This window comes from Kribbella monticola, assembly GCF_003261635.1.
Classification (GTDB): Bacteria; Actinomycetota; Actinomycetes; order Propionibacteriales; family Kribbellaceae; genus Kribbella; species Kribbella monticola.
On record NZ_QFXK01000003.1, the window covers coordinates 61,729 to 75,700 of the forward strand.

Sequence of the window (13,972 nt, forward strand, 5' to 3'; positions counted from 1 at the left end):
TGCTAGGCGGTCGGGTCTGCGCCGAGGGCGAGGTCGAGCAGCTCGCCCAACTGGTTGAGTTGGGTGGCTGACAGGCCCTTGAACGAGGACTCGACGACTTTGTCCACGGCGCGCTGTCCCTCGGCTCGGAGGCGTGCACCCTCGTCGGTGAGCTGATGCCGCACCGCCCGGCCCGGTCCTGGCACTCGCTCGATCAGGCCACGGTCGGCCATCCGGGTGGCCAGGGAGCCGAAGGACTGGTCGGTCTGGAACGTGAGCCCCGCGAGGTCGTGCAGCGAGGCATCCGGCTTGCGGTGCAGATGACGAAGCGTGTCCCACTGGACAAGGGACAGCCCGAGCGGCGCCAGCGCTTGGCTCAGGGCGCGGTGATGCCGGTACTGCAGCCGTTTGACCGCCAGCGCGACCTCGGCCGGTCGATACGTCATGGCTGTCACCCTAGCGCATCGAAGACAGGTTGCTTATATCAGGAAGTTGATCTAAGTTTCCTTATATAAACCTTCTTCGATCCGACAGGACGGACTGCCATGACAACACTCACCGTTGACGGCTCGGTCGAGCTGACCATCCGGGACCGCGACCGCACCAGTCCGTATCTGCTACTCCACGGCGGCGGTGGCGTCGCGACCATGGTCGGCTTCGCGGACCTGCTGGCCGAGCGCACCCACTCCCGGGTGCTGCTGCCCACCCATCCGGGCTTCGCCGGTACGGCGAAACCCGAGGCGCTGACCAGCGTCGTCGAACTGGCGCACGTGTACGTCGCGATGCTGGAGCAGCTCGACCTCACCGACGTGACCGTGATCGGCAACTCCTTCGGCGGCTGGCTGGCCGCCGAGATCGCTCTCCAGCACAGCCCGCGAGTGAGCCGAGCCGTGATCGTCGACGCGATCGGTATCGAGGTCGACGATCACCCGATCACGGACGTCAGCGGCCTGTCGGTGGCCGACCTCCGGGCCTTGTCCTTCCACGATCCGAGCAAGGCTCCGGTGCCGCCGGCCGGAACGACAGGGCCGAGCCCGGACGTTTTGGCGCTCATCGGCTACACCGGTCCGGCCATGGTCGATCCGACGCTCGGCAAGCGCCTGGGCGAGATCGAGATCCCGGTGCACGTGCTGTGGGGCGAGAGCGACGGCATCGCCGACCCGGAGTACGGGCGGGCGTTCGCCGCGGCGATTCCGGGCTCGACGTTCACGGCGCTCCCCCGCACCGGCCACCTGCCGCAACTGGAGACGCCCGAGGAACTGCTTGCTGCGCTGCTGGATCGCTGACGTCAGCTCTCGGCTACGGCAAGAAACTGGTCGACTTCCGCGGCGGAGACCGCGGCACGGTCGTAACGTTCACCGATCCGGGGGACGGTGAATTCCGGTCGGAGGACGTCAGGCCTTGTTGGACGCGGCGAGCTGGCCGCAGGCGCCGTCGATCTCCTGGCCGCGGGTGTCGCGGACGGTCGTCGGAATCCCGCCCGCCTGCAACCGGCGGACGAACTCGCGCTCGTCGGCCGGGTCGGAGGCGGTCCACTTTGAGCCGGGCGTGGGGTTCAGCGGGATCAAGTTGACGTGCACCCAGGCCCAGTCGCCGCGAGCGCGCAGCTTCTCGGCGAGCAGGTCGGCACGCCAGGCGTGGTCGTTGATGTCGCGAATCATCGCGTACTCGATCGAGACGCGGCGCTTGGTCTTCTCCGCATAGCCCCAGGCGGCGTCGAGGACCTCGTCGACCTTCCAGCGGTTGTTGATCGGGACGAGCTCGTCGCGCAGTTCGTCGTCCGGTGCGTGCAGGGACAGCGCGAGCGTGACCGGGATGCCCTCGGTCGACAGCTGGTTGATCCGCGGCACCAGGCCGACGGTCGACACCGTCACCCCGCGAGCGGAGATGCCGAGACCCTCCGGCGACGGCTCGGTGAACCGGCGTACGGCGCCGATCACGGCCTTGTAGTTGGCCATCGGCTCGCCCATGCCCATGAACACGATGTTGTTGACCCGCCCCGGACCGCCGGCGATCTCACCGCGGGCCAGCGCCCGAGCGCCGTCGACGACCTGCTCGACGATCTCGGCGGTGCTCATGTTGCGGGTCAGACCGGCCTGGCCAGTCGCACAGAACGGGCACGCCATCCCGCAGCCCGCCTGGCTCGAGACGCACATCGTGGTGCGGTCCTTGTAGCGCATCAGTACGGACTCGACGAGCGAACCGTCGAGCAGCTTCCAGAGCGACTTCCGGGTGGTGCCGTTGTCGCATTCGAGGTCGCGGACCTTGGTCAGCAGCGGCGGCATCAACTCGGCGACCAGCTTGTCCCGCGTCGCCGCGGGCAGGTCGGTCATCTGCGCCGGGTCGTCGGTCAGCCGGCTGAAGTAGTGGTTCGACAACTGCTTGGCCCGGAACGCGGGCTCCCCCAGCGCGGTCACCGCCGTACGCCGCTCCTCGCCGGTGAGGTCGGCCAGATGCCGCGGCGGCTTCTTGGCACGGCGCGGTTCATCGAAAACAAGGGGGAGGGAGGTAGTCATCGCCTTCAATTGTCGCCCCGGGCCACCCCCATTCACAAATTCACATCACCGTGTGCTCGGTCACCCGGGTCCGGATCCAGTGCTCGATCAGGTCCAGATAGCCGCTCGCGAAGCGGTAGTCGTGCAGCCGGTAGCCCGCCTCCTCGTCGCTCATCCCGATCGCGTCCAGGCGGCCGAGGTTCATCGCGTGACCCGTGTTCGGGAAGAGAACGACGATCGACCCGCGATTGTGTTCGAGAGCTCGTCCGACCCGTTCGGCGCTCTGGATTGCGGGCAGATTGGAGTCGTCGACGCCGACCAGGAAGAGGACCGGCGCCTCGATCAGGCGATAGGAGTCGACCGGATCGCAGGTCCACAGGTCGCCGGCTTCCTCCGGCTCACCCAGTTCGGCGAGGAGTTCGTCGTACGACGCCCAGGGTGGCACCGGTCCGAGCGTCGGCTCCTGGATCGCGTACTCCTGCAGGGTGATCCCCCGCAGCTCGGTGCTCGCGGCAACCATCGGCGCCAGCTCGTCGTACCGGCGCCGATGGTCCTCGTCGGGCTGGTGGCTGAGATCGGCCGCGAAGATCATCCGCCACATCTCGCGGATCCACCCGATCTGATCCTCCGGCACCCCTTGGCCGCGCAGATCGCACGCCCGTCGGTGAATCTCGGTCTCCAGCGCTGTCGTCCCGGCGGCTCCGATGACGCAGACGAAGGCGACCTGCGGATCGCGCGCGGCGACCAGCGGCGCGACCCACGAGCCGTTGCTGAATCCCCAGATGCCGACCTTCTCGACGTCCGGCCGGGTTCGCAGGTACTCGATCCATGCCGCGGCATCGTCGGCCTTGTCAGCGAACGTCGACGGCGGATCCCCTGCCGATTCGCCCCAGCCGCGACGGTCGAACACCAGCGCCGCGACTCCGTTGCGCACGAACTGTTCGCCGAACGCCCGGTAGTAGTCCCGCAGACCGCCTGCAGCGCCGTGAACCATCACGACGGCCGGATGCGGGCCGGGCCCCGGCGGCGACATCAGCGTGCCGGCGAGCTTGCCGCCCGGTCCGTCGATCGTCACGTCCTCGTCGACCCAGCCCTCTGTGCGCGTGCTCAGCTCCAACCACTCGCCGTCCTCAGAGAACAGTCCCTTCGCGCTGGGATAGAGCCGGACGAACCGATCTCGCTCGGCGAAGAAGAGGGTCGGCGTCCCGATGAACTCGTCGGCGTTGACGAAGACGGAGACGCGCCGACCGTTCTCCAGCTCGTACTGCGCGCTCAGTTTCCGGTACTCGCCAATGCTCAGCAGGTGCACCCGGTGCAGCTCGATGAAGCCCTGCCCGCTGTCCGTCTCACACGTGCCAACGAAGGTCTCTTCGTCTCGCTGCCCCCCGAAGCGGATGGTCTCGCCGCGAGCCACCACTTCACCCCGCAGCTCGGCAAGCTTCACTTCCAGCCGGAAGATCCGCTCGGCCGGGAAGGCGAACTCCACCACCCCGTCCGGAACCAGCTCTCCGGTCATCATGACGACCCGGCGTAGGCCGTCGACTTCCAGGTACCCCACCCATTCGGTCATATCTGAGAGATTACTCTCGAAACAAACCTCTCACAATCCCGCGACCGCACCCGGTGCCCCGCAGTACAGGCTCGTACTGCGGGGCGCTCGGTGCCCGCTAGGCGGAGTAGCCCTTCGGGGGGATCAGGGTGGCGAGCTGGTTGAAGGTGAGCCAGTAGGTGGCCGGGCCGAAGCCGGCCGGGTCGGCGATCAGGACCGTCGAGTCGCTGGTGTCGTAACCGATCACGGTGAAGTAGTGGTAGATCGTGTAGTTCGGGTAGCCCGGCGGGTGGTTGTTGGCCGGGGCAACGATGTTCGCGACGATCGGGTAGTTGTTGTTGATGTCGAGAACAACGTCCCGCCAGAGCAGATCGCGCTGCGCCTGGGTCGGCGGATCGTTCGGCATCTCCTTGGTCTCGTACCAGCCGGTACCGAGGTGGTTGTTGAGCACCCGGGTGACCTGGCCGATCCAGTCGGTGCCGTTGGTCGTGGTCGGCAGTTCGTTGGCCAACTGCTGCTGACTCGGCGGCGAGATGCGCGCGGAGAGCGCGATCCTGGTCGCGGCCGGGCCACACCAGTAGCCGGTCTGCTGGTACTGGAACTGGATGCTCAGCGTCCGCAGACTCTGGGTGGAGTTCGTCCCGGCCGGCACCTTCTTCGCTGCCGCCGCGGCATTGGCGGCCTGCACCGCTTGGGGAGTGCCCAGGGCGGTAGGCGCTCCCGTAACGGTGGTCGCGGTCGGAGCCGCGGTGGCGAGCGCCGACGGCATCGACACTCCAGCCACCAGGGCCAGACCGCATGCTGCGGCCTTGAACTTCGTCGTGGTACGCCTCCCGAGCCTCACGGGCGGCCGGATCAGGTGACTTCGCATGTCAGCTCCTCAGCCTCGAACGGCGACCGGCGCGGTCACCGCCAAAGCCCAGTGCAGACCTGCGGCCGAGGGTTGTAAACCCACTCTTCGCGCCCGTTCAGGCACTGTCCGCGACCAGTTCGCCGACGTTTCCGCAGGTCAGAGCCATGTCAACCCCTGACAAGCGACCTACTGATCGCGTCAAAAATTGACAGCAACATTTCGACCTCAATCGAAAGGGTTCCGCGGGCGGCAGGGAATGGAGGTCCCGAGCGGGCCGTTGGACTCTGCATCATGGACCTCCCCCAGCCGTTGCTCGCCGGTGTGCCCCTGTCCGTCCTCGATCGCTCACGGACCCGGTCCGGCGAGACCGAAGCGGAGACGCTTCGCGGGACGGTCCGGCTGGCTCAGCAGGTCGAGGAGCTCGGTTACCACCGCTTCTGGGTGTCCGAGCACCACAGCGTTCCCGGGGTCGTCGGCTCGGCGCCGACGGTGCTTGCGGCGGCCGTGGCCGCTGCGACCAGTCGGATCCGGGTCGGCACGGGCGGCGTGATGCTGCCGAATCACCAGCCGCTCGTGGTCGCCGAGCAGTTCGGCGTACTGGAGTCGCTCTTTCCCGGCCGGATCGACATGGGCCTAGGGCGATCGGTCGGCTTCACGAACGGGATCCGCCGAGCGCTCGGCGTGGAGAAGGACGCGGCCGAGGACTTCTCGGCACAGGTACAAGAGCTCCTCGGTTACTTCACCGGCACTCAGCAGGCCCACCCGCAGGTGCACGCGCGACCTGGCGAGGGCCTGCGCGTACCGGCGTACGTGCTGGCAATCGGCGAGGGCGCGCTCCTTGCCGCGTCGCTGGGTCTTCCACTGGTCATCGCCGGCGTCAAGGGCGAGCAAGAACTACTGGCACTACTAGACCGCTACCGCTCGACCTTCCGCCCATCTGCCTGGGCAGAACGCCCGTACGTCGTACTGGCGGCGACCGTTGCTGTTGCTGCGACCACTGCCGATGCTCGACGACTCTTGTTGCCCGAGGCCTGGTCCACTGCCTACTCACGTACGCGGGGTGTCTTCCCGCCGCTGCTGCCCGTCGACGAGGTACTGCGGCTCGACATGACCCCCAAGGAGCGTGAAATCTTCGAGAAGTCACTCAAGGGGCAGCTCTACGGCACGCCTGCAGAGGTCGACTCCTTGCTCGGCGGTCTCGTGCAGCAAACGGGAGCGGACGAGGTGCTGCTGACCACGAACACCTACGACCGCGGCGACCTACTGGCGTCGTACCGGCAACTGGCGGAGCTTGCCGGCTTGCGGAGTCTCGCTAGCCGCTGATGCGCTCCTGGAGGCGCTTGCGAACGTCCGGCCATTCGTCGGCCAGGATGGAGAACACCACGGTGTCGCGGAACGAACCGTCGGCCAGCCGCTTGTGCCGACGCAGTACGCCTTCACGCGTCGCGCCCAGCTTGGCAATGGCGGCCTGCGAACGCGTATTGGTCAAACCGGTCTGAATCTTGACCCGGCCGAACCCGCAGTCCTCGAACGCGTGCTGCAGCAGGAGAAACTTGCTGGCGGGGTTGACCGCGGTCCCCCACACGGACGGCGCATAAGCGGTCCAGCCGAGGTGCACCGACTCGTTGTGAAGATCCACATCACCGAGGCTCGACGTACCGACCACTGTCCCGTCCCCGACCAACCGCACCACGTACGCCGTACGCTTCGTCGCGCCCGCCACCCAGTCCTCGCGCATCTGGTCGGCGTCGGCGGGCATTCCGGCGACGCCGCCGCCGAAGCCACCGGCGTATACCTGCTCGTTGCCGATCGCGGCGTACAGCGCTTCGATGTCGTCGGCAACCAGTTGGTCGAGTCGGACGATGTCTCCGGCCAGCGACCGGCCGTCAGGGGCTGTCGTCATGTGCCCATCAAACCAGGCGGTCAGACCAGCAGGTGCAGCAGGAGCCAGACCGCGGGAGCCGTTGCCAGCAACGAATCCAGCCGGTCCATCACGCCGCCGTGACCGGGCAGGAGGTTCGACATGTCCTTGATCCCGAGATCGCGTTTGATCATCGACTCGGCCAGGTCGCCGATGGTCGCGGTCAGTACCGCGACCGCGCCGACGATCGCGCCGACCCACCAGTGCCCGTCGAGCAGCCACACCACGGCCGCGATACCGGCGCCGATACAGCCCAGCGTCGAGCCGGCGAAACCTTCCCAGGTCTTCTTCGGGCTGATCGTCGGCGCCATCGGGTGCTTACCGAACAGGATCCCGGCGACATACCCGCCGACGTCACTGGCCACCACGACCAGGAAGAACGTCACCACCCGCTCCGGCCCGTCGTGCTCCGGCTGCACCAGCAGGATCGCGAACCCGGCCAGCAGCGGGACATAGCTGATCAGGAAGGTGGCGGTCGTGACATCGCGGACGAATCCGGCGGAACCGTCCGGCATCCGCCAGAAGATCGTCGCCAGCACGGTCAGCGCCATCGCGACCAGCAGCGCGAGCGGACCGCCGAAGTACGCGGCGACCGCCATCGCGGCGGTCCCTGCGAACAACGGGATCCGGTGCAGTTTCGCGCCGCTGTTGTGGAAGACGCGGATGAGTTCGTCGACGGCTACCAGGACGGCAGCCAGCACGACGAAGATGAAGAGGAACTTCTGCCAGAAGAGCGAACCGAGAATGACCGCACCGAGGCCGACACCGACCGCGATCGCCGCGGGCAGGTTGCGCCCGGCACGGCTCGGTGCGGGCGTGCTCTGGTCGACGCCCATCACACCTCGAGCAGTTCGGCTTCCTTGTGCTTGAGCAGCGCGTCGATGGAGTCGACATACTTCTTCGTCAACCCGTCGAGCCGCTTCTCAGCACTCTTTCCTTCGTCCTCGCCCGCGCCGCCGTCCTTGACGGTCTTGTGCACCTGATCCATCGCGTTGCGCCGGATGTTCCGCACCGAGACCTTGGCTTCCTCGCCCTTGGTCTTCGCGACCTTGATGTACTCCTTGCGGCGCTCCTCGGTGAGCTGCGGCATCACGACCCGGATCACCGACCCGTCGTTACCCGGGTTCACGCCGAGGTCGGAGTCGCGGATGGCCTTCTCGATCGCGGCCATCGCGCCCTTGTCGTACGGCGAGATCAGGACGGTGCGCGGCTCGGGGACCTGGAAGCCCGCCAGCTGCTGCAACGGGGTGGGCGACCCGTAGTAGTCCGCCACGATGTTCGCGAACATCGAGGGGTGCGCCCGGCCGGTGCGGATCGCGGCGAAGTCGTCCTTGGCGACCTCCACGGCCTTCGCCATCTTCTGCTCGGCATCGCGGAGTGCTTCGTCGATCACGACAATCCTCGCTTCCTCAAGGCCGCATCGGTGCGGCCGCTCCAACCCTACGAACGCTGGTTTACCAGACCACGGACGTCAGCCCGTGTGTTGGCCGTGATCTTAGTGCTTACGACGATCGGCGGCTTCGGCCGGGCTCGCTTCGGCCGCGACCCGCGCGCCTACTGCCCGGGCGAGACGACCGTGCCAAGCTTCTCGCCCTGGACGACGCGGGCGATGTTGCCCTCTTCCAGACCGAAGATCACGATCGGGAGCGCGTTGTCGCGGGCGAGGCTGATCGCGGTCGCGTCGGCGACCCGGAGGCCGCGAGCGAGGAAGTCGTCGTACGAGAGCTGGTCGAACTTGACCGCGTCGGGGTTCGTCTTCGGGTCGGAGTCGTAGACCCCGTCGACGCCTTGCTTGCCCATCAGCAGCGCCTCGGCACCGATCTCCAGTGCGCGCTGGGCGGCGACCGTGTCGGTGGAGAAGTACGGCATCCCGGAGCCGGCGCCGAAGATCACCACGCGGCCCTTGGCCAGGTGCCGGTCGGCCTTGCGCGGGATGTACGGCTCGGCGACCTGGCCCATCGTGATGGCGGTCTGGACCCGGGTCTCGACGCCCAGCTTCTCCAGGAAGTCCTGCAGCGCCAGGCAGTTCATCACCGTGCCGAGCATGCCCATGTAGTCGGCGCGGTTGCGCTCCATCCCGCGCTGCTGCAACTCCGCGCCGCGGAAGAAGTTGCCGCCACCGACCACGACGGCGACCTGGACGCCCGCCCGGACCACCTCGGCGATCTGCTTGGCGATCGAGTTCACCACGTCGGGGTCGACGCCGAGCTTGCCGCCGCCGAACACCTCGCCCGACAGCTTCAGCAGTACCCGGTGATAGGCCGGAGCGGACGGCGAAGAGGCCGGACTCGTCTCGGTACCCAGGGTTTCCGTCACGATTCCGGCCTCCTCGTCGACTGCGTTGACTTTTGCTACCGCGACCGTCAGGCCCCGACCTCGAACCGGGCGAACCGCTTGACGGTGACACCGGCCTCGTCGAGTACGGCCTTCACGGTCTTCTTGTTCTCCTGGACCGACGCCTGCTCGAGCAGCACGACCTCCTTGAAGAAGCCGTTCACCCGGCCCTCGATGATCTTCGGCAGCGCCTGCTCCGGCTTGCCCTCTTCGCGGGCGGTCGCCTCGGCGATCCGCTTCTCGGTCTCGACCGTCTCGGCCGGAACCTCGTCACGGGTCGTGTACTGCGGGCGCATCGCGGCGGCCTGCATGGCCGCGCCGCGGGCGGCGTCGAGGTTGTCGCCCTCGAACTCGACCAGCACGCCCACCTGGGCCGGCAGGTCGGCGGCACGCTTGTGCATGTACGCCGCGACCTTGCCGTCGAAGACGGCGACCTTGGCGAGCTCGAGCTTCTCACCGATCACCGCGGCCAGGGCCTCGATGTTCTCGGCGACGCTCTTGCCGTCGGCCAGCTTCTCGCCGAGCAGACCCTCGACGTCGTCGACCTTGCTGGCCGAGGCGTGCGCGACGATGTCGGCCGCGAGCTGCTGGAACTGCTCGTTCTTGGCGACGAAATCGGTCTCGCAGTTGAGCTGGATCATCGCGTTCTCCGCGGCGGCCACCAGGCCGTTGGTCGCGGAGCGCTCGGCGCCACGCTTGGCGGCCTTGGCCGCACCGTGGATGCGCAGCTCCTCGATCGCCTTCTCGAAGTCGCCGTCGGTGCTCTCGAGGGCCTTCTTCGCATCCATCATGCCCGCGCCCGTTGCGTCGCGGAGCTTCTTGACGTCAGCGGCGGTGTAGTTCGCCATTCCTCGTTCTCTCGTCTTCAGTGGTGCGTCAGCTGGTGGGTTCGCCGACCGGCCTGCGCCGGTGGCTGTCACCGCCCGGCGCCCGGGCCGGCTGTCCGTAGTACGGGAGCCGGCGGGTGCGCCGAGCGGTGACGGGCCGATCAGGCCTCGGTCTTCGGCGCCTCGGCGTCGACAGCCTCGGTGGCCTCCGCGGCCGGGGCCTCGGTGGCCTCGGCTGCCGGGGTCTCGACGGCTTCGGCGGTCGGAGCCTCGTCAGCCTTGGCCTCGGCCGGGGCGTCCTCGGTCTTCACCTCGGCGGCGGGGGCCTCGTCGGCCTTGGCCCCGGTGGTGGCGCCGTTCTGGCTCTCCAGCAGCTCGCGCTCCCAGGCCGCCAGCGGCTCCTCGGCACCCAGCTCCTCGCCGGCCGCGGCAGCACCCTGGCCGCCACGCGACATGAGCCCGTCGGCGACGGCGTCGGCGACCACGCGGGTCAGCAGGCCGACCGAACGGATCGCGTCGTCGTTGCCCGGGATCGGGAAGTCGACCTCGTCCGGGTCGCAGTTGGTGTCCAGGATGCCGATGATCGGCAGCTTCAGCTTGCGCGCCTCGTCGACGGCGAGGTGCTCCTTCTTGGTGTCGACGATCCAGACAGCGGCCGGAACGCGGGCCATGTCACGGATACCGCCGAGGGTCTTGAGCAGCTTGTCGTGCTCGCGACGCTTCTGCAGCAGCTCCTTCTTCGTCACACCGGAGGCGGCGACGTCGTCGAAGTCCAGCAGCTCGAGCTCCTTGAGCCGCTGGAGCCGCTTGTTGACGGTCTGGAAGTTGGTGAGCATGCCGCCCAGCCAGCGCTGGTTCACGTACGGCATGCCGACCCGGGTCGCCTGCTCGGCGATCGCTTCCTGGGCCTGCTTCTTGGTGCCGACGAACAGGATCGCGCCGCCGGAGGCGACGGTGCTCCGGACGAACTCGTAGGCGCGGTCGATGTACGACAGCGACTGCTGCAGGTCGATGATGTAGATGCCGTTGCGCTCGGTGAAGATGAATCGCTTCATCTTCGGGTTCCAGCGACGGGTCTGGTGCCCGAAGTGGACGCCGCTCTCGAGCAGCTGCTTCATGGTCACGACGGCCATGAGGTGTTCCTCCTGTCGCGCCGGCTCACCCGAGCCGGTGCATGTTCGGTTGTCCCGCGCCGGACCGGATGGTCCGCCGCGCCTGACGCCCGCCACGACCCTCCACCCGGCGAGCCGGGACCGAGGAGGTTCGGGGTTATGCAGGCGTGCGTAGTCGACCCACTCACGTGGGACGCCACCAAAAGTCTACGGGACACCGGCCGCCAGGTCGAACCGGCCCTTCCCTCGTCCACAACCCCACAATCCACACCCCGCTCATGGCCCATTCCGCGGCACATTCCAAGCATGAAGCCAACTCAGCAGCCCGCCATCCGCCGTCCCCACCACACCGCCCCTCCCGCCGCGCGCCGGCTGGTCCCGCTCCTCACACCCCTCCCGACCTCCGCCGCCCGGCCGATCGCACTCTTCGCCACCCTCTCGACCTCCGCCGTCGCCCGGCTGATCGCGCTCTTCGCCACCCTCTCGACCTCCGCCGCCGTCGCCCTCGCCTTGCCGCCGCCCGCCACCGCCGCACCACCCGGCGCCGACCCGTCTGCCGTCTGGCCGCTCACTCCACGCCCAGCAATCGTCCGTGGCTTCGAGCTGCCCGCCAAACCCTGGCTCCCCGGCCACCGAGGCCTCGACCTGTCCGGCTCCCCCGGCCAGCCAGTCCTATCGGCCACCGCCGGCACCATCACGTACGCCGGTCCGCTGGCCGGCCGCGGCGTCGTCGTAGTGACCAACGGCCCACTCCGCACCACCTACGAGCCCGTCATCCCCACGACCCACCTCGGCGCGACCGTCGCCCCCGGTGACCAACTAGGCACCCTCTCCTCAGCAGGCACCCACTGCCCACCGCGCACCTGCCTCCACTGGGGCCTACGCCGTGGTCCCACCTACCTGAACCCCCTGACACTCCTCACCACTCGCCCGGTGCGCCTACTCCCCCTCACACCACGCGCCACCGCCACGAACACGCACTCGCTCCACGCTTACGCACTCACGCCCAGCTCACCCGAAGCCACGCACCCAGCGTCCAGCGATCCCCCGACCCCAGACACCGCCAATCCATCGCGCCGCAGACCCTCGACCCAGCCCACCGCTGCGCCAGCGCACAGCTATCCACCACCGCAGCTCACAGCCATTCCCCCAGCCGTCAACCCCGTGCTCGCCAACCCCAGCCACGACCGCGGTACCGGCTCAGTCTCCGCAGCCGTCGTCGGCATCTCAGCCGCACTGACCCTGGCCGCCGGCCTCCTGATCAGGCGCCACTGATGAGCCCACCCAGCCCGACTGCCTCGACGAACTCGTCACCGACGATTTCGTCGACCACGGATCCTCGCGGGCCGGACGGCATTTCCGACACCTCCGACCAACTGCTGCCAGCACCTGCCAGCGAAACCGCGACGAAGTCAACCGCCAAGCGTCCGCCCGCGGCGGTCTCAGCTGCCCTGAACCCGCGCCTGCCAGGCGTCCTCGTCACGCGAGCGACGCTCGACGCCGGCAGGAAGCTTGCCCTTGGCAAGATCTGTCAGCGTGGTGTGCTCCAGCACGTCACGCAGACTCGCACGAGCGGCAATCCACACGCGCTGCAAGACGACGGCCTGTTCGTTGTAGTCGACGCTTTCCGGCCGTACCCCGGAGATGCTCACGATCGGCCCGTCGACGGCCCTCATCACGTCGGCGACCGAGATCTTGTTCGGATCGACCGCAAGCTTCCAGCCGCCCGACTGACCACGCTGACTGGACAACACCCCGGCCCGGCGCAGATCGGCGAGGATGCCCTGCAAGAAGCCGTGCGGAATCCCCTGTGCACGACTGAGCTCCTCGGCGGACACCACCGTGGGGTCGCTCGCCAGCCAGCGCTGAGTGATCTCGATCAGCGCTCGCAACGCATAGTCAGACTTCGCCGAAACCCGCATGCTCCGCAGTCTGCCCTATCCGGGGCCTTCCTCAGGCGCGTGGATGGGCTTGTTCGTAAGCGCGTCGCAGTCTGTCCCCCGAGACATGGGTGTAGACCTGCGTGGTCGCGAGCGACGCATGTCCGAGCAACTCCTGCACGCTGCGGAGGTCGGCACCTCCCTCGAGCAGGTGCGTTGCCGCCGTGTGCCGCAGGCCGTGCGGTGACAGATCCGGTGCGTCGACGGCGCCGATCCGGGCGTGGACCACTCGGCGTACGGTCCGTGGATCGATCCGCCCGCCTCGCGCACCGAGAAACAGAGCCGGCCCGCTTCCCGGCTGCGCCAACTTCGGCCGGGCCGTCTGGATCCAGGTCTCGAGCGCGGCGGCCGCCGGTACGCCGTACGGCACTGATCGCTCCTTGCGGCCCTTGCCGAAGACGCGGACCACCCGGCGGGAGGAGTCCACCTCGTCGATGTCGAGCGCGCAGAGTTCTCCGACCCGGATGCCGGTGGCGTAGAGGAGTTCCATGATGGCCAGATCACGCAGTCCGACCGGGCTGCCGTCATCGGCCGCGACGGCGGCCGCGTCGAGGACCGCACGGGTATCGGCCTGGCCGAGCACGCCGGGCAAGGGCCGGTGGGGCTTGGGACTGGCCAGGAGCGCGCCGGGGTCGGTCTGGATGCGACCGGTCCGCTGCGCCCACGCGGTGAACACCCGGGCGGCGGTCGCGCGGCGCGCCATGGTGCTGCGCGCTTTGCCGAGACTCTGTTGTTTGGCGAGCCAGGAGCGCAGGCCGCGGATGTCGAGTCCGTTCAAGTCAGCATCGTGACCAAGCCGAGTCAAATGGTCCAGCAGGTCCGCGATATCACCGAGGTACGCTCGCACCGAGTGTTTGCTGAGGTCTCTTTCCGCCGTCAAGTGCCGTTCGTAGTCAGCCAGTAACGCAGTGAAATCTTCTGACAGAGCAGGGATTTCACTGACTTCGTCCGGCGCCATGACT

15 protein-coding genes are annotated in these 13,972 nt (G+C 68.1%); 3 read left to right on the forward strand and 12 right to left on the reverse strand.

From position 1 onward, the window contains the following. Positions 1 to 2 precede the first annotated feature (2 nt). Positions 3 to 425, reverse strand: coding sequence for a MarR family winged helix-turn-helix transcriptional regulator (locus tag DIZ26_RS01250; RefSeq protein ID WP_112236771.1), 423 nt, complete (start codon positions 423 to 425; stop codon positions 3 to 5). Between the two features lie 99 nt (positions 426 to 524). Between DIZ26_RS01250 and DIZ26_RS01255 the strand changes: the two genes are divergently transcribed. Next, positions 525 to 1,265, forward strand: a complete 741-nt coding sequence (locus tag DIZ26_RS01255; RefSeq protein WP_112236773.1) for an alpha/beta fold hydrolase — start codon at positions 525 to 527, stop codon at positions 1,263 to 1,265. Between the two features lie 108 nt (positions 1,266 to 1,373). Here the strand turns inward: DIZ26_RS01255 and rlmN are convergent, their stop codons facing one another. The 3 genes from rlmN to DIZ26_RS01270 form a co-directional block, all read right to left on the reverse strand. Then, positions 1,374 to 2,495, reverse strand: coding sequence for a 23S rRNA (adenine(2503)-C(2))-methyltransferase RlmN (gene rlmN, locus DIZ26_RS01260; protein WP_112236775.1), 1,122 nt, complete (start codon positions 2,493 to 2,495; stop codon positions 1,374 to 1,376). Positions 2,496 to 2,535: 40 nt separating this feature from the next. Further along, positions 2,536 to 4,044 (reverse strand): alpha/beta hydrolase, encoded by a 1,509-nt coding sequence (locus tag DIZ26_RS01265; RefSeq protein ID WP_112236777.1) that lies wholly within the window; start codon positions 4,042 to 4,044, stop codon positions 2,536 to 2,538. 97 nt (positions 4,045 to 4,141) lie between these two features. Continuing rightward, entirely contained in the window at positions 4,142 to 4,894 is a 753-nt protein-coding gene (locus DIZ26_RS01270) for a C39 family peptidase (protein WP_232828077.1), read from the reverse strand. Positions 4,895 to 5,167: 273 nt separating this feature from the next. Here DIZ26_RS01270 and DIZ26_RS01275 point away from each other — a divergent pair, with 273 nt between their 5' ends. Beyond that, on the forward strand, positions 5,168 to 6,199 hold the full coding sequence (locus DIZ26_RS01275) for an MsnO8 family LLM class oxidoreductase (protein WP_112236779.1): 1,032 nt from the start codon (positions 5,168 to 5,170) through the stop codon (positions 6,197 to 6,199). On the opposite strand, the gene DIZ26_RS01280 is transcribed toward DIZ26_RS01275, so the two are convergent. From DIZ26_RS01280 to rpsB, 6 genes are all read right to left on the reverse strand, one after another. Further along, complete coding sequence (locus tag DIZ26_RS01280; protein WP_112236781.1) at positions 6,189 to 6,779, reverse strand: GNAT family N-acetyltransferase; 591 nt, start codon at positions 6,777 to 6,779, stop codon at positions 6,189 to 6,191. The genes DIZ26_RS01275 and DIZ26_RS01280 overlap by 11 nt on opposite strands. Before the next feature lie 20 nt (positions 6,780 to 6,799). Continuing rightward, positions 6,800 to 7,633 (reverse strand): phosphatidate cytidylyltransferase, encoded by an 834-nt coding sequence (locus DIZ26_RS01285; protein ID WP_112236783.1) that lies wholly within the window; start codon positions 7,631 to 7,633, stop codon positions 6,800 to 6,802. Continuing rightward, a complete protein-coding gene (frr, locus tag DIZ26_RS01290; protein WP_269815366.1) occupies positions 7,633 to 8,187 on the reverse strand; it encodes a ribosome recycling factor in 555 nt (184 codons plus the stop codon). The genes DIZ26_RS01285 and frr overlap by 1 nt, the downstream gene beginning before the upstream one ends. A 164-nt stretch (positions 8,188 to 8,351) precedes the next feature. Next, a complete protein-coding gene (gene pyrH / locus DIZ26_RS01295; RefSeq protein WP_232828078.1) occupies positions 8,352 to 9,113 on the reverse strand; it encodes a UMP kinase in 762 nt (253 codons plus the stop codon). 47 nt (positions 9,114 to 9,160) lie between these two features. Continuing rightward, the gene (tsf, locus tag DIZ26_RS01300) at positions 9,161 to 9,979 is read right to left on the reverse strand and encodes a translation elongation factor Ts (protein WP_112236787.1); all 819 of its coding nucleotides are present in this window, start codon (positions 9,977 to 9,979) and stop codon (positions 9,161 to 9,163) included. Between the two features lie 140 nt (positions 9,980 to 10,119). Next, positions 10,120 to 11,091, reverse strand: coding sequence for a 30S ribosomal protein S2 (gene rpsB, locus DIZ26_RS01305; RefSeq protein WP_112236788.1), 972 nt, complete (start codon positions 11,089 to 11,091; stop codon positions 10,120 to 10,122). Positions 11,092 to 11,376: 285 nt separating this feature from the next. Here rpsB and DIZ26_RS01310 point away from each other — a divergent pair, with 285 nt between their 5' ends. Then, complete coding sequence (locus DIZ26_RS01310) at positions 11,377 to 12,345, forward strand: M23 family metallopeptidase (protein ID WP_112236790.1); 969 nt, start codon at positions 11,377 to 11,379, stop codon at positions 12,343 to 12,345. A gap of 167 nt (positions 12,346 to 12,512) precedes the next feature. Here the strand turns inward: DIZ26_RS01310 and DIZ26_RS01315 are convergent, their stop codons facing one another. Together DIZ26_RS01315 and DIZ26_RS01320 are read right to left on the reverse strand one after the other, a co-directional pair. Beyond that, on the reverse strand, positions 12,513 to 12,992 hold the full coding sequence (locus tag DIZ26_RS01315) for an RrF2 family transcriptional regulator (RefSeq protein WP_112236792.1): 480 nt from the start codon (positions 12,990 to 12,992) through the stop codon (positions 12,513 to 12,515). Between the two features lie 31 nt (positions 12,993 to 13,023). Continuing rightward, a complete protein-coding gene (locus DIZ26_RS01320; protein ID WP_112236794.1) occupies positions 13,024 to 13,968 on the reverse strand; it encodes a tyrosine recombinase XerC in 945 nt (314 codons plus the stop codon). Between the last annotated feature and the right edge of the window lie 4 nt (positions 13,969 to 13,972).